This is a genomic window from Kitasatospora setae KM-6054, from assembly GCF_000269985.1.
In the GTDB taxonomy this organism is placed as follows: domain Bacteria; phylum Actinomycetota; class Actinomycetes; order Streptomycetales; family Streptomycetaceae; genus Kitasatospora; species Kitasatospora setae.
The window spans coordinates 445914-463947 of the sequence record NC_016109.1; the positions used below are offsets into that span (position 1 = coordinate 445914).

At 73.2% G+C, this 18034-nt stretch carries 14 protein-coding genes, 1 pseudogene and 2 riboswitches; of the genes and pseudogenes, 9 read left to right on the top strand and 6 right to left on the bottom strand.

Annotated elements, in window-relative coordinates; all coding sequences use genetic code 11:
* Window positions 1-25: 25 nt before the first annotated feature.
* A pseudogene (locus tag KSE_RS01860) lies at window positions 26-943 on the bottom strand (hypothetical protein); the annotation flags it as partial.
* A gap of 434 nt (window positions 944-1377) precedes the next feature.
* Between KSE_RS01860 and KSE_RS39580 the strand changes: the two are divergent.
* The 3 genes from KSE_RS39580 (at window position 1378) to KSE_RS01870 (ending at window position 5118) form a co-directional block, all read left to right on the top strand.
* Window positions 1378-1518: a hypothetical protein gene (locus KSE_RS39580; RefSeq protein ID WP_193365911.1), complete on the top strand. Its 141-nt coding sequence runs from the start codon at window positions 1378-1380 to the stop codon at window positions 1516-1518.
* A 658-nt stretch (window positions 1519-2176) separates the two neighbouring features.
* Entirely contained in the window at window positions 2177-3106 is a 930-nt protein-coding gene (locus KSE_RS01865; protein ID WP_014133556.1) for a lytic polysaccharide monooxygenase auxiliary activity family 9 protein, read from the top strand.
* Between the two features lie 392 nt (window positions 3107-3498).
* Window positions 3499-5118 (top strand): cellulose binding domain-containing protein, encoded by a 1620-nt coding sequence (locus KSE_RS01870; RefSeq protein ID WP_014133557.1) that lies wholly within the window; start codon window positions 3499-3501, stop codon window positions 5116-5118.
* A 93-nt stretch (window positions 5119-5211) separates the two neighbouring features.
* Here KSE_RS01870 and KSE_RS01875 read toward each other — a convergent pair whose 3' ends face one another.
* Window positions 5212-6726, bottom strand: a complete 1515-nt coding sequence (locus KSE_RS01875) for an MFS transporter (RefSeq protein ID WP_014133558.1) — start codon at window positions 6724-6726, stop codon at window positions 5212-5214.
* 329 nt (window positions 6727-7055) lie between these two features.
* Between KSE_RS01875 and KSE_RS01880 the strand changes: the two genes are divergently transcribed.
* Together KSE_RS01880 and KSE_RS01885 are read left to right on the top strand one after the other, a co-directional pair.
* Window positions 7056-7766, top strand: a complete 711-nt coding sequence (locus KSE_RS01880) for a TetR/AcrR family transcriptional regulator (RefSeq protein WP_106437573.1) — start codon at window positions 7056-7058, stop codon at window positions 7764-7766.
* Window positions 7767-8026: 260 nt separating this feature from the next.
* Entirely contained in the window at window positions 8027-9310 is a 1284-nt protein-coding gene (locus KSE_RS01885; protein WP_014133560.1) for a carbohydrate-binding protein, read from the top strand.
* Between the two features lie 134 nt (window positions 9311-9444).
* Here the strand turns inward: KSE_RS01885 and KSE_RS01890 are convergent, their stop codons facing one another.
* Window positions 9445-9936 (bottom strand): F0F1 ATP synthase subunit B family protein, encoded by a 492-nt coding sequence (locus tag KSE_RS01890; protein ID WP_014133561.1) that lies wholly within the window; start codon window positions 9934-9936, stop codon window positions 9445-9447.
* A 111-nt stretch (window positions 9937-10047) separates the two neighbouring features.
* The gene (locus tag KSE_RS01895) at window positions 10048-10563 is read right to left on the bottom strand and encodes a DinB family protein (RefSeq protein WP_033258941.1); all 516 of its coding nucleotides are present in this window, start codon (window positions 10561-10563) and stop codon (window positions 10048-10050) included.
* A gap of 128 nt (window positions 10564-10691) precedes the next feature.
* A riboswitch (ZMP/ZTP riboswitch) is annotated at window positions 10692-10799 on the top strand.
* Between the two features lie 32 nt (window positions 10800-10831).
* On the opposite strand from KSE_RS01895, the gene KSE_RS01900 reads away from it, so the two are divergent.
* The 4 genes from KSE_RS01900 to ppnP all read left to right on the top strand — a co-directional run bounded on the left by KSE_RS01900 (window position 10832) and on the right by ppnP (window position 14444).
* Window positions 10832-12280 (top strand): glycine hydroxymethyltransferase, encoded by a 1449-nt coding sequence (locus KSE_RS01900; RefSeq protein ID WP_014133563.1) that lies wholly within the window; start codon window positions 10832-10834, stop codon window positions 12278-12280.
* Between the two features lie 414 nt (window positions 12281-12694).
* On the top strand, window positions 12695-13201 hold the full coding sequence (locus KSE_RS01905; RefSeq protein WP_014133564.1) for a hypothetical protein: 507 nt from the start codon (window positions 12695-12697) through the stop codon (window positions 13199-13201).
* A gap of 97 nt (window positions 13202-13298) precedes the next feature.
* On the top strand, window positions 13299-14045 hold the full coding sequence (locus tag KSE_RS01910; RefSeq protein WP_231873109.1) for a tyrosine-protein phosphatase: 747 nt from the start codon (window positions 13299-13301) through the stop codon (window positions 14043-14045).
* Window positions 14046-14162: 117 nt separating this feature from the next.
* On the top strand, window positions 14163-14444 hold the full coding sequence (gene ppnP / locus KSE_RS01915; protein WP_014133566.1) for a pyrimidine/purine nucleoside phosphorylase: 282 nt from the start codon (window positions 14163-14165) through the stop codon (window positions 14442-14444).
* 99 nt (window positions 14445-14543) lie between these two features.
* On the opposite strand, the gene KSE_RS01920 is transcribed toward ppnP, so the two are convergent.
* The gene (locus KSE_RS01920; RefSeq protein ID WP_014133567.1) at window positions 14544-15899 is read right to left on the bottom strand and encodes an MFS transporter; all 1356 of its coding nucleotides are present in this window, start codon (window positions 15897-15899) and stop codon (window positions 14544-14546) included.
* A 122-nt stretch (window positions 15900-16021) separates the two neighbouring features.
* Window positions 16022-17365, bottom strand: coding sequence for an MFS transporter (locus KSE_RS01925; RefSeq protein WP_231873110.1), 1344 nt, complete (start codon window positions 17363-17365; stop codon window positions 16022-16024).
* A gap of 498 nt (window positions 17366-17863) precedes the next feature.
* A riboswitch (cyclic di-AMP (ydaO/yuaA leader) is annotated at window positions 17864-18031 on the top strand.
* Window positions 18032-18034: the final 3 nt, after the last annotated feature.

Sequence of the window (18034 nt, forward strand, 5' to 3'; positions counted from 1 at the left end):
GGGGCCCGACCGACCTCGCGGTCCGTCAGCAGGTAATGCTGCCCTTGCGCAGCGCGTGACCGCTGGTGTTGCTGTCGTCCGCCCAGTAGACGGGCTTGCTGCCGCCGACGCACTCGTCCGCGCCGGCCAGGGTGAAGCCCTCGTTGTTGATGTTCGGCATGCCCGAGGGGCGGTTGTAGATCGAGGTGAGGGCGAACGCCCCGCTGCCGTTCACCTGGAAGGTGCGCAGCTGACCGGAGCAGTTGTCGTCGCAGACCACCCACAGCCGGTTGGCCTGCGGCTCCCAGGTCACCTCCATCACGCCGGACATGCCGCTGCTGACGGTGGCGACCTTGGTGAAGCCGCCGGCCTCCAGCAGGACGTAGCCGTAGACCGTGCCGCTGCCCTCGACGCCGACGAAGAACACGCCGCCGGTGTGCGCCGCGTAACGGCTCGGGTCGTACGCGGCGCCGGTCGACGCGTCCTTGAAGCCCGCACCGGTCAGGTAGGCGTCGGGCACCCAGGTGACGCCCTCCAGGCCGGCGTTGGAACCGGTGGACGGCAGGTCGGCGGTGAGGTTCCACTCCCGGGTGGCGGTCAGCGTGCCGCCGGTGCCGGAGACGTCGTAGCGCAGCACCGAGAGCCGGCTCGTCGAGGAGGACGAGGCGTTGCGCTCGCTGGAGACGTACACGCCGCCGGCCGAACCCGCCCCGGTCAGCGTGACGCCCTCGTCGTCCGGGGTGCCGCTGCCGCCGGGGAAGCGCAGCGACTTGCCGGAGGCCCAGCCGTTCGCGGTGTCGGGCTTCCAGCCGCCGGAGCCGTTCGGGACGAGCCGCCACAGCTTCCCGGAGTTCTGCACGCCCCACATCACGCCGCCCTCCTGGTACAGGCCGGACAGGTCGGAGCCGAACACGTTGGACCCGTCCGCCGTGGCCACGCCGGACCCGCCGGGCCAGGCCACGGCACTGGCCGCGGCGACCGGGGGCGCGGCCAGCACCCCGCCCCCGAGGAACGGCAGGGCGACGGCGGCCAGCAGCAGGGAGAGTCGACGACGCCACTCGGGCGCGCGCAGTACGGTCACGGGTTCCGTCCCTCGAAGTCGGTGAGCGGGCACAGCATCGGGCGGGCACAACAACGAACAGACACAGCAACGAACGGGCAGAGCAACGAACAGACACGGCAATGCGCGGGTAAAGCCGCGAAACGGCGCCGCCCAACCTCCCGACCCCGCCCCAACAGGGCACCACCGCCACCTGATCCCGCCATGAACGCCTGACGAACCCCCGCCCCGCCCACCCCGCAAACCTGCCGACCCGTCATTTCCCCGCTCCCCGACCACCGGCCCGAGGCGGGAACCCCCGGTCCGCTCCACCGCGTTGGCGGCCGCGGAAAGGAGTGGTGGAGTCGGGCCTGGAGTGCGCCGAGGCGGTGCGGTCGGTCCGGGAGCGGCGTTCGCCGTGGGCGTTGAACAACGGCCTCTTCGTCGATTACCTGTCCGTCGGACTGGACAGCGCGCGGCTGCTCGCCTCGCTCGGCTGACGGCCGGCCGGTTGCGGAAGCCGATCTCGCCGAGGGCGCTCGCCGGCCGGCCGGCGACCCCGGCCCGGGCTGCGGCGTGCCGGGCGTTCGGCGGATTCCCGGCGAACTCGGAGCGGCCGTGCAGGATTCTCCGGGCCGTTCGGCGCCCCCGGCCTTCCCGACGCCACCGTTCCCGCCCCCGGGGAGAGCGGCCGCATTGCGTCCGGCACTCCCGCGGACTTCCGTCGTCCGGCTTATCGGGGCATTATCCGCGGCTTGGATTCCTCCTCATCCTCCCGCCCGCCACCTGCGACGCAGCGGTCCCGGGCGTCCCGGGCGCGGTGTCCCGCACCAGGGGTGGAGCCCGGTGGGAGTCGGGGGCGGGCGTCGCCGGGGCCTGTTTTCCTGGGGTTTTCCCACCGGCCTTCCGTTGGCGGGAACCTGACGTCGCACCAGGTCGGTGCGTCCGCACGGGCGGTGGCGGTGGCTGGATGTCGCCACCGGCCAACCGCTCGCCGTTGGCCGACACTTGTCAATTGGTATAGGCCAATCGTAGCCTTCGGACGGCTCGCGGTGTGCCGGGTCCACACCACGCCGCCCCGGGGTCGCTCCCCGTGGTCCGCAGGCAGACGTGCCCGCCTTTCCCCCACGACCGGCCCGAACCTTCCCTAGGAGAACCATGTCCTGGTCCCGCCGTCTGCTCGCCGCCTCCGCGGTGGGCGCGGGCGCCCTGGTCGCCACCACCTTCGCCGCCGGCACCGCCGGCGCGCACGGCGCCATGTTCGGCCCGCCCAGCCGCATCGCGGCCTGTTACGCGGAAGGCCCCGAGACCCCCAAGTCGCAGGTCTGCAAGGACCTCGTCGCGGACAGCGGCACCCAGCCGCTGTACGACTGGAACGAGGTCAACATCGCCAGCGCCAACGGCCAGAGCCAGCAGATCATCCCGGACGGCCACCTCTGCTCGGCCAACCGCGACAAGTACCGCGCCCTGGACTGGGCGCGCACCGACTGGCCCGCCACCTCGGTGGCGGCCGGCGCGAAGAACTTCGACTTCCGGGTCACCGCGCCCCACCAGGGCACCATGAAGCTGTACATCACCAAGGCCGGCTACGACCCCACCAAGCCGCTGAAGTGGTCCGACCTGGACCTGGCCAGCCCGGTCGCGGTCTACGACACCGCGCGCAGCTCGGACAACGGCTACTACCACGTCAACGTCAACCTGCCGCAGCGCACCGGCCGCCAGCTGGTCTACATGGTGTGGCAGCGCTCGGACAGCCCGGAGGCGTTCTACGGCTGCTCGGACCTCGACTTCGGCGGCACCACCGCCGCGGCCGCAGCCGCAGCCGTCCCGCTCTCCGCCAACGCCCCGTCCGCGCCGACCCAGGCGCAGATCGACGCGGGCGCGGCCCGTTCGACCGTGTCGCACTCCGGGCACGGCGGCGACCTCACCACCGCCGAGGCCGTCGTGGCCGCGTCCGGCACCGCCACGGTGAACCGGACCAGCCACAGCGACCTGCTGCTCGGCCTGGCCGGCGCGGGCCTGCTGGCGGCCACCGCCTCGGGCGTGCACCTGGCCCGCCGGATGCGCGGCACCGCCGTCTCCGCCTGACGGCCCACGAACGCCTGACCTGGGTCAGGCGGGTGGCGCGGCCCCATCCCCCACGCTCGGGGGCCGCGCCCTCCGTCGCCCCTCCCCCGTCTCACCCTCGCGCTCCCCCCTTCCGCCGCTCTCCCCTTCCGCCGCTCGCGCCGCGTCCGCGCGCCCCCGGCCCCCGGCCGCCCCCTCGGCCCCACCCCTCACAGCGGTGTCGCACCGGCCGTCCTACGGCCGCCTTAAGGGCCTTAAGTGCGCCTACTTGAACCGTCAACTCCTTGCAAAACCGCAGGACTTCACCTTGACGGCCCGGATTGGTCTGGACCATCTTGAGTGCGCCGGTGCGCCCCACGCACCTGAGCACGGCCCCCACCCATCCCCCACACACCGCCAAGGAGGACCCGCCCATGAGGCGCGTCACCCTCTCCCTCGCCGCGGCCGCGGCCCTGATCGCGGCGCCGCTGGGCGCCACCGCCGCCGGTGCGGCCGGAGTCTCCGGCCTGACCGCCGACTACGCGGTCAGCCAGAGCTGGTCGAACGGCTTCCAGGCCACGTACACCGTGACCAACCACACCAACGCCACCGTCAACAGCTGGTCGCTCTCCTTCGACCTGCCGACCGGCGAGAGCGTCTCCAGCCTGTGGAACGGCACGCTGACCTCCACCAGCACCTCCACCGGGACCCACTACACGGTGACCTCGCCGTCCTGGGCCGCCCCGCTCGCCCCCGGCGCGGCCGCCCCGGCGGTCGGCTTCGGCGTGACCACCGGCGCGGTGCAGAGCGCCCCGGTCAACTGCACGATCAACAACCAGCCGTGCGCCGGCGCGCCCGCCGACACCGTGGCGCCGTCCGTCCCGGGCAGCCCGCGCTCGACCGGTACCGGGCCCGGCAGCATCGTCCTCGGCTGGACGGCCTCCACCGACAACACCGCGGTGGCCGGCTACCACGTCCGCGAGGGCTCCACCGTGGTCGCCACCGTGACCGGCACCTCGGCCACCGTGCGCGGCCTGCTGCAGGGCAGCAGCCACACCTTCACGGTCAGCGCCTTCGACGCGGCGGGCAACGAGTCCGCGAACTCGGCGGCCGTCACCGCCACCGCGGGCACCGGCACCAGCGCGGGCACCGCCGCCCCCTACGTGGACCTGGGCGCGTACCCGACCCCCAGCCTGCCCGCGCTCTCCGCCGCCAGCGGCATCAAGGAGTTCTCGCTGGCGTTCATCATCAACGGCAGCCAGCCGTGCACCGCCAGCTGGTTCGGCGCCTACGACCCGGCCACCGGCTGGAACAAGGCCGACATGGACGCCGTCCGGGACGCCGGCGGTGACGTCCGCCCGTCCTTCGGCGGCGCCAACGGCACCGAGCTGGCCCAGTCCTGCACCACGGTGGCCGCGCTGGCCGCCCAGTACCAGAAGGTCGTCGACGTCTACGCGCTCGACCGGGTCGACTTCGACATCGAGGGCACCGCCGTCACCGACCACGCCTCGGTCGACCGCCGCTCCGCCGCCCTCGCCCAGGTCCAGGCCGCCCAGCGCGCCAAGGGCCGCGACCTGAAGGTCAGCCTGACCCTGCCGGTGCTGCCCAGCGGCCTCACCGCGGACGGCGTCTACATCCTGCAGTCGGCGAAGAACGCCGGGCTGGCCGTCGACCTGGTCAACGTGATGGCGATGGACTTCGGCGACTGGGCCGCCCCGAGCCCGGCGGGCAAGATGGGCGCTTACGCGATCCAGTCCGCGCAGTCCACCCAGGCGCAGATCCGCTCGGTGTGGACCAACCTGACCGACGCGCAGGCGTACGCGATGGTCGGCGTCACCCCGATGCTCGGCCAGAACGACACCACCTCCGAGGTGTTCAACATCTCCGACGCGCAGCAGCTGCTCGCCTTCGCCCAGCAGAACCACCTCGGCGAGCTGGCCTTCTGGGAGATGACCCGGGACGCCAACGCCTGCACCGGCTCGCTGCCCAAGTGCACCAACGTCCCGCAGACGCCGTACCAGTTCTCGAAGATCTTCGCGGCCTACCAGGGCTGATCCGCCCCGGCCCCGAACGGGCCGGCGGCCCGGAGCACACCGCTCCGGGCCGCCTGACCGCGGGTCGCCACCCCCGCGGGTGCCGACCCGCGGTCAGGCTGGCTGGTGCTCGCCCTCCTTGCGGAGCGCGCCCTCCTCCTCGGGGGCGCCGCCCTCGCCCGTTTCGTGCTCGGGGCGGCCGTGCATCGGCAGCAGGAAGATCGCCGCGAAGACCACCACCAGCAGGCCGACCTCGGTCCACAGGGTGACCCGCTCGGCGCCGGCGAAGTCCGCCGTCTTCAGCCGCTCGAAGAAGACGGTGCCCAGGATGGCGCTGCCCAGGGCCCCGCCGAGCTGCTGCACCGACGTCAGCGTGCCCGAGGCCGAACCGGTCTCGTGCGGCTCCACCGAGGCCAGCACCATGCCGAAGAACGGGGCCATCACCAGGCCCATGCCCAGACCGCTGACCACCAGCGCGGGCACCATCTGCCACGGCGTGACGGCCAGGCCCTGGCTGTGCAGGGTGTACATCAGGCCCAGTACGCCGGCCAGCATCACCAGCAGGCCGACGTGCATCACCTTGCGGCCGTACTTCTGCAGCGCCTGGGAGGCGACGAACGCGATCACCATGCCGACCGAGGACGGGACGCCCGTCAGGCCGGACTTGAAGGCGCTGTAGTGCAGGCCGAGCTGGGTGTACAGGCTGAACGTCAGCCAGAAGCCGGTCATCGCGGTGAAGAAGACCAGGCCGAGCACCATGCCGCCGCTGAAGCCGCGCTTGGCGAACAGGCTGGGCTCGACCAGCGGGTCGGCCCCGGACGCCTTGCGGCGCGCCTCGTACCAGCCGAACAGGCCGAACACCGCCACGCCGACCGCCAGCAGCGCGAACGCCCACAGCGGCCAGTCGTGCTCGCGGCCCTGGACCAGCGGGTAGATGACCGTGGCCGCGCCGACGGCGGCCAGCAGCGCGCCGACCAGGTCGAGCCGGACGGTCGGGCCCTGCGCCTGGGCGGGCAGGAAGACCCGGCCGCCGACCAGCGCGAACAGGCCCAGCGGGATGTTGATCAGGAAGATCATCCGCCAGCCGGTGCCGGCCAGGTCGGCGTCGACCAGCCAGCCGGCCAGGATCGGGCCGCCGACCGTCGACAGGCCCATCACCGGACCGAACATGCCGAACGCCGCGCCCTGCTCCTTCGGCGAGAAGATCTCCTTCATGATGCCCAGGCCCTGCGGCAGCATCACCGCGCCGAGCACGCCTTGCAGCACCCGGGCGGCGATCAGCTGCCAGGGCTCCTGGGCCAGGCCGCAGGCGAGCGAGCCGACGGTGAAGCCGGCCGCGCCGATCATGAACATCCGGCGGCGGCCGAAGATGTCGCCGAGCCGGCCGCCGGTGATCAGGCCGATGGCCATCGCCAGCGTGTACGCCGCGCCGAGCCACTGGATGGTCGACTCGCCGCCGCCGATGTCCGCCCGGATCGCGGGCGCGGCGATGTTGGTGACCAGCGAGTCGAGCAGGTCCATCACCTCGGCGGCGAGGATGACGAACAGCGCGACCCACCGCCAGCGGTAGGGTTCGGCGGCGGCGCCGGAGGGCGGCGCCGCGGTGGTGGGGCCGACCGTGTCGGTCATGACAGCTCCTGTGAGTGCTACCAGGCGCGGTGGACGGGGGCCGCGCGATGAACGGTGTTTCTCTGGACGAACACTGTTCTACGAGTCGAGCGCCGTTCCCGTCAAACGGATTAACCCTGACTTCTCCCCCACCCCGACCCCGACCCGGCCCCGACCCGGCCCCGACCCGGCCCCGACCCGCGCACGATCAGGCCCCGGTCCACTCCGGCGCCCACCCGGAACCCCTCCGGAGCCCCTCCGGAGCGCGGACCCTTCGCCCACCCGTCGAACGACGTTCGCCCGGAGTACGATGATCGTGGATGGAACGTTCAGCGAAAGCAGGTGACCCGTTGTCCGCGCAGATGCCCGAGAACCCGTGGCACAAGCCCCGCAAGGCCGAGCCGCGGCAGCCGCTCAGCCGCTCGCTGATCGTGGAGACCGCGGTGCGGGTGCTGGACGCCGAGGGCCTGTCCGGGGTCACGATGCGCCGGGTCGCCCAGGAGCTGGGCACCGGCCCCGCCTCGCTGTACGCGCACGTCTCCAACAAGGAGGAGCTGTTCGAGCTGGTGCTGGAGCGGGTGGTCGCCGAGATCCGGCTGCCCCGGCGCCCGGAGCCCGCGCGCTGGAAGGAGCAGATCACCGAGATCTGCTTCGAGGCGCAGCGGGTGCTGACCTCGCACCGGGACGTCTCGCTGGTGTCGCTGGGCAGCATCCCGCTGGGCGAGAGCCAGCTGACCATCAGCGAGTTCCTGCTCGACCTGCTGCTGCGGGTCGGCCTGCCGCCCCAGGTCGCGGCCTGGGCGCTGGACGGGCTCGGCCAGCTGATCGACACCGACGCGTACGAGGCCTCGGTCTACGCGGAGCGGATCGCCCGGGGGACGGACATCGGCGCGTACTTCGACCAGTTGCGCGCCTTCCTGCTGGCGCTCCCGACGGACCGCTTCCCGAACCTGCAGGAGATGGCGGACACCATGGTGACGGGCGACGGGGACGAGCGCTACGCCTTCAAGATCGAGGTGTTCCTGCGCGGCCTGGAGACCTACCTGCCGGCCGGCCGCTGAGCCGCCCGCCGCGATCCTCCTGACGGAGCGTCACCCCGACCCCTGCCTCCGCCTTGCCCTGTGCTTTACCGGCATTTGACCAGGGGCTGAACCGGTGCGCCCGGGGTGTGGCGACAAGGGTTGACGGGGCCCTGGCACAGGTCTATACCAGTGGGCAGTCACGTCAACCTCGGCTAGGCACCCGACCGTTGGGCCGGGCGCGCACCCCCACCTGCGCGCGTCCGGACCGCCGTCCTCGCCGCCTCCTGGAGAGGTCCTCGATGGAACGCGCACTTCCCCCACACTCCCCCGCCACCGCCCCGGCCAGGCCCCGCCGGCCGCGCCGCGCCGTCGCGGTCGCACTGTCCGTGTTCGGCCTGCTGGCCGGCGGCGTCTCCGCGGTCGCCGCGTCCGGTTCGGCGAACGCCGCGACCACGGACGGGCTCGGCTCCAACTGGTACGCCTCCGCGCCGTACCTGATGCCGGAGGACAACAGCCCGCCGGACGCCGCCGCCGTGATGGACGCCACCGGCCAGAAGGCGTTCCAACTGGCCTTCATCCTGGCCCAGGGCAACACCTGCAGCCCGTCCTGGGGCGGGACGTCCTCGATCGACACCGACACCACCATGCCGGCCGTCATCCAGACCATCCGCAACAAGGGCGGCGACGTCTCGGTGTCGGTGGGCGGCTACGGCGGCACCAAGCTGGGCCAGACCTGCGGCACCCCGGAGGCGACCGCCGCCGCGTACCAGAAGGTCGTGACCAAGTACAACCTCAAGGCGATCGACTTCGACCTCGAGGAGCCCGAGTACGAGAACACCGCCGCGATCCACAACGAGATCGGCGCGGCCCGCATCCTGCAGCAGAACAACCCGGGCATCTACGTCTCCATCACCACCGCGGGCACCAACGCCGGCACCGGCTGGTTCGGCACCCAGATGCTGCTGGAGGCGAAGTCCCAGGGCTTCACGCCGAACAACTACTCGATCATGCCGTTCGACGGCGGCTTCAACGGGGCGGCGGCGCAGACCGACGCGCTGGTGAAGTTCAACCAGATCCTGCAGAACACCTTCGGCTGGAACGAGGCCACCGCGTACGCCCACGAGGGCGTGTCGCTGATGAACGGCCGCACCGACGCCGCCGAGTACTTCAAGCAGGCCGACTTCCAGACCGTGCTGGACTTCGCCACCGCGCACAAGCTGGCCCGCTACACCTACTGGTCGGTCAACCGCGACCGGCAGTGCCCCGGCACCGTCGACCCCGGCCTGTCCGGCGCCTGCTCCAGCGTGGCGCAGAGCGACTGGGACTTCACGAAGTTCACGGTGAAGTTCGCCGGCGCGACCCCGCCCACCAGCCCCTCCCCCTCGCCGACCACCAGCACGAGCACCAGCACCCCGCCCGGCACCCCCTGCGCGCCGCCGTGGGGCGCGGGCACCGTCTACACCGGCGGCAACCCGGTCAGCTACAAGGGCCACAACTACCACGCCAAGTGGTGGACCACGAACGAGGTCCCCGGCAGCACCGGCCAGTGGGGCGTGTGGGCCGACGACGGCCCGTGCGTCTGACGCCCCCGCCCCGGCGCCCCGGCGCCCCTCCGATCCGGTGACCTGACGCAAGCGCGCAACGGACGGGCCGCCCGGCCCCGAGCCTTCGAGCTCGTGGACCGGGCGGCCCGTCCGCCTTCCCCCCGTCAGAGGGGTCAGACCTCGGCGCGGTTGCGGAACTCCTCCGCGATCGCACGGGTGGAGGGCAGGTCGGCGAGCGGCTCGCCGACCACCCGGGAGGCCAGCTCGGACGCCAACGCGATGACGTCCTCGCGCAGTTCGGCCTCGGCCAACACCTTGTCGGCGGCCAGCTGGACGTGCGCCTCGGCCACCAGCTGCTCACGCTGCTGCTGGGCCTCGGCCCGCAGGGTCGCGACCAGGGCGGCGCCCTCCTCGGCGGCGGCCTGCCGGATCGCGGCGGCCTCGTGCCGGGCGGCGGCGAGTTCGGCCTGGAACTCCTGGCGGATGCGTTCCGCCTCGGCCCGGGCCGCCTCCGCGCGGGCGAGACCGCCGTCGGTCTTGTCGTGGCGTTCGGCCAGGGTGCGTTCGATGCGGGGCAGCAGCACCTTGCCGAGGGCCCAGAAGAGGGCGAAGAAGACGATCAGTCCGAGGATCAGCTCGGGCACGTTCGGTTCGAGAGGTCCCATACTCAGTATGCTATCCGATCATCTGACGACCCGTCTGCTCCGAATCGGCCCCAGCACCCTTCCCCGGCCCGGGACTTCATCCCCGTCCACCCCCGCCCTCCTCACTTCCAGCTAGCTGCCGGTCACCCCGTCGATGTGCTCGCGCAGCAGGTCGGCGTGCCCGTTGTGGCGGGCGTACTCGGTGATGACGTGCAGGTACGTCATCCGCAGCGACTGCTCCTCGCCGTGCGCCGCCAGCAGTTCGTCCAGCCCGGCCCCGGCCGCCGCGAGGTCGGCGAGCCGCTGCTCCTCCAGCAGCGCCAGGTACTCGCGCTCGGCCCGTTCCGGTTCCAGCAGGTCGAAGTCGGCGTCCTTGTGGCCCTCCACGAAGTGCAGCGGCGGAACGTCCTGCCCGGCGAAGCGGATCCGGAACCACGTCCGCTCCACCTTGGCCAGGTGGCGCATCAGCCCGAGCAGCGAGAGCGAGCTCGCGGGCAGCGGGCGCAGCGCGAGCTGCTCGCCGGTCAGGCCGGCGCACTTGTGCAGGAAGGTGGCGCGGTGCCAGGCGAGGTAGTCGGGGAGCAGCTCGGTCTCGGGGGCGGTGAGCGAGCCGCCGGTACGGACGGTGGCGGGGAGGGTCCATGTCATGTGCCCGATCATGCCGACCCGGGTCGGTGCGCACCAGGGGTTTCCCACCCGCCCCACCGGGTTCCCCCCGTTCCGCGGCCGCCCCGCGCAGGCCCTCTTCGGAGCCCGTCCCGGCGGTTGGTAGCATCGTGGTGAGCCGTGACTGGCGCGCTGGGATGGAATTCACCATCAGGGAGCGGCTCCGTAGGGTGCTCTGAGGGCACCGTGTGCTGTCGCCGTGCGCCTGGGCCGTCCGAATCGTCGTCGTGACCGCACGAGGAGACCGCCCATGAACGAGCACCTGCCCGCGCACACCCACGGCAGCCCCGCCGCCGACACCGCCTTCCGCAGCGCCCTCGACGTGGTGCGCGCCGTCGAACCCCGGGTCGCCGCGGCGATCTCCGGGGAGCTGGCCGACCAGCGCGCCTCGCTGAAGCTGATCGCCAGCGAGAACTACGCCTCGCCCGCGGTGCTGCTGGCGATGGGCAACTGGCTGAGTGACAAGTACGCGGAGGGCACGCCGGGCCGCCGCTTCTACGCGGGCTGTCGCAACGTGGACACCGTGGAGGAACTGGCCGCCGAGCACGCCCGTGAGCTGTTCGGCGCGCGGCACGCGTACGTGCAGCCGCACTCCGGGATCGACGCCAACCTGGTGGCGTTCTGGGCGGTGCTGTCGCAGCGGGTGGAGAGCCCGGCGCTGCGGCGCGCCGAGGTGCGCAACGTCAACGACCTGAGCGAGCGGGACTGGGCCGAGCTCCGCCGCGAGCTGGGCAACCAGCGGATGCTGGGCATGTCGCTGGACACCGGCGGCCACCTCACCCACGGCTTCCGCCCGAACATCTCGGGCAAGATGTTCGACCAGCGCAGCTACGGGACCGACCCGGTGACCGGCCTGGTCGACTACGCCGAAGTCCGGCGGATCGCGCTGGAGTTCAGGCCGCTGATCCTGGTCGCCGGCTACTCGGCCTACCCGCGGCTGGTGAACTTCCGCACGATGCGGGAGATCGCGGACGAGGTGGGCGCGACCCTGATGGTCGACATGGCGCACTTCGCGGGCCTGGTCGCGGGCAAGGTGCTGACCGGGGACTTCGACCCGGTGGCGCACGCACAGATCGTCACCACCACCACGCACAAGTCGCTGCGCGGCCCGCGCGGCGGCATGGTGCTGTGCGACTCGGAACTGGCCGAGCACGTCGACCGCGGCTGCCCGCTGGTGCTCGGCGGCCCGCTGTCGCACGTGATGGCGGCGAAGGCGGTGGCCTTCGCGGAGGCCCGCCGCCCCGAGTTCCGCGGGTACGCCCAGCAGGTGGTGGACAACGCGCGGGCGCTCGCCGAGGGCCTGGCGAAGCGCGGCGCCAAGCTGGTGACCGGCGGCACCGACAACCACCTGGTGCTGGCGGACGTCACCTCCTACGGGCTGACCGGCCGCCAGGCGGAGGCGGCGCTGCTGGACTCCGGCATCGTCACCAACCGCAACGCCGTCCCGCAGGACCCGAACGGCGCCTGGTACACCTCGGGCATCCGGCTCGGCACGCCCGCGCTGACCACCCGCGGGCTGGGCGCCGCCGAACTGGACGAGGTCGCCGAGCTGATCCACACCGTGCTGACGGCCGCCGTGCCGGTCGGCTCCTCGAAGGCGCAGTACGCGCTGGACGACGCCGTGCGCGACGCCGTCGCCAAGCGCGCGGTCGACCTGTTGGCCGGCTTCCCGCTCTACCCGGGCATCGCCCTCGACTGATCCGCCCTTCCCCGCGTCCCCGTCCGGACGCCGACCGGCCCGGCCCGCCACCACCCCGGCGGGCCGGGCCGGCCACCTCGCAGCCGACCCCTCGTCAACGTTCCCTCGGAGCCGACTGGAAGGACGTGCGGCGGCTCCTGCCCGGTCCTGTCCGGTCGGTCTTGTCGGATCAGCGCGCGGCGTCGGGCGCCCGGCTGGGAGTGCCGGCCGCACGCCCTCGTACTGGATGTACTCGGGTCTGGGGCCGGTGCTTCCAGCCGAAGGGGGCACCTCCCAGCCCCCCTTGGGGCTGGGGGAGATCCGGCGTCGCGCGCCCGGCAAGATCGGCAGGACAGGGCCCAGCGTCCGGTCCGCACATGATCGATCGCCTGCGGACACGGGGCGTGCGGGGTCTCGGAGCGGCGGGAACGCCTGGTGCGCCGGGCCATCGGCCTGACCGTACTGGCGGCGCTGGCGCCGGCCGGGGCGGGAGCGGTGCGCTGGGCCGCGGAGGCGGGGCAGCCGGTCGGCGGCGAGCGCGCCTGCGCGGGCGCCGTCGTCCCGTTGCGGCAGACGCTGGCCGCCACCGGGCTCGACCTGCCGGCCGGGGCGGAAGACGTCCACCACCTGGCACGGGAGGACCCCGCGACCGGTCGCGTCTCGCTCTCGCTGGTCCTGCACACCACCCACCCCGCGATGACCGACTACCTGACCGCCCACGGCATCCCGGTCGACCGGCCCGGCAGGCTCGACGACCCCCGGTACTCGCATGTCGACGCCGGGATGGAACTCGGCCTGTGCGACGACCCGCTGCGGACCCCCGCCGTGCTGCTCCCGCTGGCCCTGCCCCTGCCCACGGGCGGCGGGGCCGGGGCCGAGCTCGACGACGGCGATGCGATCCGCGCGAACACCACCGTGATGCTGCACGCCTCGACCGGCTGATCCACCGGAGAGCCGCTCCCCGGCGCGGCACCGGGCGCCTCCCCGGCGGCGTCCCCACCCAGGGGGGCCGCCTCGGAAGCCGCCTAGGATGGCCGCCATGATCGTTGACGAACCGATGGCGACGGCGGAGGCCACAGCGGCCGCGACGGCAGCCGCCCCGACCGTCCCCGGGGTGCGCAACTTCCGGGACGCGGGCGGCACCGGCGCGCTCCCGCGCGGGGTGCTGTACCGCTCCGGGGCGCTGGACCGGCTGACGCCCGACGGCGCCCGGACGCTGCGCGGCCTGGGCGTGCGCACCGTGCTGGACCTGCGCAGCGCCCCGGAGGTCGCCGACCGGCCGGACGCGCTCGGCGGCAGCGGGATCCGGTACCTGCACGTGCCGGTCTTCGCCGAACGGCGCTGGCCGGCGGAGCAGGCCGAGCTGTACCCGCTGATGGGCGAGCTGGCCGGACGGCCCGTGACGGCGGCCGTCCGGCAGTTGCTGCTTCCGGAGCACCGCGCGGTGCTGGTGCACTGTGCTTCCGGCAAGGACCGCACCGGGGTGGTGGTCGCCCTGCTGCAGTCGCTGCTGGGCGCGCCGGAGGCCGAGGTCACCGCCGACTTCCTCCGCTCCAACACCGCGCTCGGCCTGACCGGCGCCGACCGGGCCGCCGCCGGAGCGGCCGCGCCCGGACACGCCGGCCTCCCGGTCTCCGCCGTCCACCTGCGCCGGGCGCTGCTCTCCGTCCGCTCCCACCACGGCACCCTGGACGGGCACCTGCTCGCCCACGGCGCCCGGGCCGCCGAACTCGCCGCCCTGCGCGGCGCGTTCCCGCCCCGGTCGGGGGCCGCGGCCCACGGATGACCAACCAGCGGACGCCCACGGCGGACCGGCCACCCACGCGGATAGGCTCGCCCCCGCCGCGGCCGGGCGCGCGAAGCGCCGGCCGCCGTTCCGCACACCTTCCGCAGGAGAACGCGCATGCTCAAGGTCAACGAATACTTCGACGGCACGGTCAAGTCGGTCGCCTTCACCTCGGCTGACGGCCCGGCGACCGTCGGCGTGATGGCCCCCGGCGAGTACGAGTTCGGCACCGCCGCACCGGAGGTCATGCACGTGGTCAGCGGCGCACTGACCGTCAGGCTCCCGGGTGCCGAGGAGTGGCAGACCTTCTCCGCCGGTGAGCGCTTCTCCGTTCCGGGTGACAGCAAGTTCCAGCTCCAGGTCTCGGTGGACACGGCCTACCTCTGCGAATACCGCTGACCTCACCCGCCCCCGCCCGCCTCGGCGCGCGGGGGCGCGGTCGGTTCGGGGAAACACCAGGCTGCGGTTCCAAGGACACCGCCGGTCCGGGCGGCGTGGTCAGTTCCGGGGGTGGGTCTCGTACATCCGTATCGCCACGGTGAGGCCGGCCGCCGCAGTGAGGGCGGCGACCGCCCAGATCGCGGTGGTCAAACCGTAGGCGTCGGCGAGGAGGCCCGCGACCAGCGCGCCGACCGCGAAACCGCCGTCGCGCCACAGCCGGTAGACGCCGACGGCCCGGGCCCGCCAGGCCGGGTGGGCGACGTCACCGATGACGGCGAGCAGGGTCGGGTAGACCAGTGCGGTGCCCGCGCCGAGCAGGGCCTGGGCCGCCGCCCACACCGGGAAGCTGCCGCCGACCGCGACGAGTCCGAGGGCGGCGGCCTGGAGCAACATCCCGGCGGTGATCAGGTGTTTGCGGCCGACGTGGTCCGACCACCAGCCGGTGAGCATCTGCCCGGCGCCCCAGACCGCCGGGTAGAGCGCGGCGAGGATGCCGATCCGCCCCAGGTCGAGCCCGTGGGCGGCGTAGAGCAGGGGGAAGACGCCCCAGGCCAGCGCGTCGTTCAGGTTGTTGACCATGCCCGCCCAACTGGCGGCGGACAGCGCCCGGTCGCCGAAGCTGACGGTGCGGGCGATCCGGGCGGTGCCGAGGACGGCCTGGCCACCGACCGCGACCGGGTGCGCGGCGGCCTCGGCCCGGGCGTGCTCCCGGGTCTCCCGGACGGCGGCTGCGGCCAGGCCGAGGCCGAGCGCGACGTAGGCCGCGCCGAGCAGGAAGGGGGCCGGGCGCAGCCCCCAGTGCGCGGCGATCGCGCCGGTGGCCGTCGCGGTGACCGCGACCGCGAGGTAGCCGGCCGCCTCGTTGAGGCCCATGGCCAGGCCGCGGCGGGCCGGGCCGACCAGGTCGATCTTCATGACCACGGTGGTGGACCAGGTGAGCCCCTGGTTGACGCCGAGCAACACGTTGGCCACGACGATCCATCCCCAACTCGGCCCCCAGGCCAGCATGGCGGGGATCGGCAGGGCGATCAGCCACCCCGCGATCAGCACCGGCTTGCGGCCGTGGCGGTCGGAGAGCGTACCGGCGAAGAAGTTGGTGACCGCCTTGGTCGCGCCGAACGCCAGGATGTACGTCAGCGCGCCGGTGTAGGCGGACAACTGGAAGGCCCGGTCCGCGAGCAGCGGCAGGACCGTCCGCTCCTGCCCGAGCATGCCACCCACCAGGGCGTTCACCGCGACCAGCAGACCGAACTGGGCGAGGTTGGCGCGCAGACCGAACGTGATCGGCCGGCCGCCGGCGGGTACGGCCGACAGCGGGCGCGCGGGGAGCGCGGAGGACTCGGAGGACTCAGGCGGTTCGGGGGGCTCGGGCGGGACGGAGACCTGGGGCGGGTGCCCGGTTTCGAGGGTCATGGGTGGTGCTCCTGGCTGATGCGTGCGTACGACGGCGCGCGGGCGGGGCGGGGATCGACCCCTCCGCAGGTCATCATATTCCAATACTTCATGGATGAATGGATCGATGGGTGGGTGCATGCTCACACCGCCGCTTCCGGAGCGGTCCCCGATCGAGCGCCCACCGGCTCGGCGACCGACCCGGCCGCCGGCTCAGCCTCCGCCGACGGGCTCGCGGGCAGTCGGCGAATGGCCGGCAGCAGGAGCAGGGCCAGGGATACCGGGACGGCGATCGCGGTCATCCCGAACAGCGCGAGGCGAACGCCGAGGCCCTCGGCGAGCGGGCCCGCCAGCAGTAGCCCGAGCGGCATCAGGCCGACGGATATCAGGTGGTCGTAGGAGCTGACCCGGGAGAGCACCTGCTCCGGGATGTGCACCTGGAGCGAGGTCTCCCAGAGCACGAAGAACAGGGACACGCCCACGCCGGTGACCCCCTCCAGCAGCGCGATCACCCAGACCGGCGCGCCGGAGCCGATGACCACCGCCTGGCAGGAGGCGACCGCCATCGCCACCGCCGCGACGGCCATCGGGCGGGCGGGCTTCAGGCGGTAGGCGCACACGTCACCCACGATCGCGCCGACGCCGAAGGCGACGACCACCACGGCCCACGCACTCGCGCCGCCCCACTCGCGCTTCGCCAACAGCGGCCCGATGACGAACACCGAGGGCAGCACCACCACGTGGTAGACCGCTATCGCCAGCATCCCCGACCACACCCACGTCCGACCGCGCACGTGCTGCCAGCCGACCCGCAGCTCGGCCAGGAACCCCTGCCGCCCGCCCGCCGCCGCCCCGGCGACACCGCCGACCGCACCGCCGACGCCCCCTCCTCCCGCGCCCACTGCACCGACCGCGCCCAGGCGGGCCAGTACGGCGGCGCTGGCCGCGAAGCTCACCGCGTCGAGCGCCAGCGCGCCGCCCGGGCCGGCCAGTGCGATCAGTACGCTGGCCAGCGCCGGACCGACCACCAGGCTCGCCGACTGCACGAAGCCGCGCAGGGCGTTCGCCTCGCGCAGTCGGTCGGCGGGGACGAGCAGGAGCAGCAGGCCGGTGGAGGCCGGCAGGAAGAACGCGTCCGCGACACCGAACACCGCCGCCAGCAGAGCGAGCAGCCCGACCCGGGCGGTGCCGGTGAGCAGCAGCACCGCGATGGCCGCCTGGACAGCGCACCGCACCAGGTCGGAGGCCAGCATGATCCGCTGCCTGGGCAGGCGGTCCGCCCAGACGCCGCCGACGAGTGTGAACACCAGCAGCGGGAGCAGGCCCGCCGTCGCGACCAGCCCGACGTCGGCGGCCGAGTCGCTGATCGACAGCACCGCGAAGGGCAGCGCCACGAACGACACCCGGTCGCCCAGGACCGACAACGACTGGCCGACGAACAGCCTGGCGAACCGGCGCTCGGTGCGGAGCACTTCGGGAACCAGCACGCGCACGGGACCTCCTCCACTGACTCGGTGACACGCCCGCGGGAACAGCGAGCAGGGCGATCGTAGGAAGTCCGTCGACACCCTGTCGCGCCATTTATCCGCAACACGGAGATTGCCCGTATTGGCCCCAACTTGCCTCCCCTACAGGCGACTTGCCTCTCCCGAGCCATCCGCCGCCCCACGCCGGGGCCCCTCTCTCCCCCGCAGGCGACCGTTCCAATCCCACCGATCGGCCACACTTCTCCAGCCGATCGACCGACCAACCGACCGGACGACCGGACGACCGGACGGCTCGACCGACGGCGCCGCCCGGCGACTCGGTCAACCACCCGAGACATCGTCAACAGGTCGCCCACACACCAGGCGGCAACCAGCGTGACGAAGGCGTGATCCGGGCGCGACGAGCTTGTGATTGCCACGTTCGAGTGAATAGGCTCCTCCCTGCCCGCACCGCCGGGCCCCGCAGCGCGACAACGCCGAGCCCTGTCCACCGCGTCGCCGGGTCGACCACCACAACCCTTGGGCAGGGGCGGGGGAACCACGTTTGTTGCCGTCCCCCACGGCTAGGGGTGAAGCCGTCAGCGCCGGGCGACCGGAGTGCGGCGGCCGGGCCTCCCTCCCGGTCCGAACCCGACAGCTCACCTCGCAGGCGTGCGGAGAGGATCTCGC

What these genes read in the sequence shown, in the direction of transcription:
- KSE_RS01865 (WP_014133556.1), top strand. Translation starts at nt 2,177, where the DNA reads ATGTCCTGGTCCCGCCGTCTGCTCGCCGCCTCCGCGGTGGGCGCGGGC.
- KSE_RS01870 (WP_014133557.1), top strand. Translation starts at nt 3,499, where the DNA reads ATGAGGCGCGTCACCCTCTCCCTCGCCGCGGCCGCGGCCCTGATCGCG.
- KSE_RS01875 (WP_014133558.1), bottom strand. Translation starts at nt 6,726, where the DNA reads ATGACCGACACGGTCGGCCCCACCACCGCGGCGCCGCCCTCCGGCGCC.
- KSE_RS01885 (WP_014133560.1), top strand. Translation starts at nt 8,027, where the DNA reads ATGGAACGCGCACTTCCCCCACACTCCCCCGCCACCGCCCCGGCCAGG.
- KSE_RS01890 (WP_014133561.1), bottom strand. Translation starts at nt 9,936, where the DNA reads ATGGGACCTCTCGAACCGAACGTGCCCGAGCTGATCCTCGGACTGATC.
- KSE_RS01895 (WP_033258941.1), bottom strand. Translation starts at nt 10,563, where the DNA reads ATGACATGGACCCTCCCCGCCACCGTCCGTACCGGCGGCTCGCTCACC.
- KSE_RS01900 (WP_014133563.1), top strand. Translation starts at nt 10,832, where the DNA reads ATGAACGAGCACCTGCCCGCGCACACCCACGGCAGCCCCGCCGCCGAC.
- KSE_RS01910 (WP_231873109.1), top strand. Translation starts at nt 13,299, where the DNA reads ATGATCGTTGACGAACCGATGGCGACGGCGGAGGCCACAGCGGCCGCG.
- ppnP (WP_014133566.1), top strand. Translation starts at nt 14,163, where the DNA reads ATGCTCAAGGTCAACGAATACTTCGACGGCACGGTCAAGTCGGTCGCC.
- KSE_RS01920 (WP_014133567.1), bottom strand. Translation starts at nt 15,899, where the DNA reads ATGACCCTCGAAACCGGGCACCCGCCCCAGGTCTCCGTCCCGCCCGAG.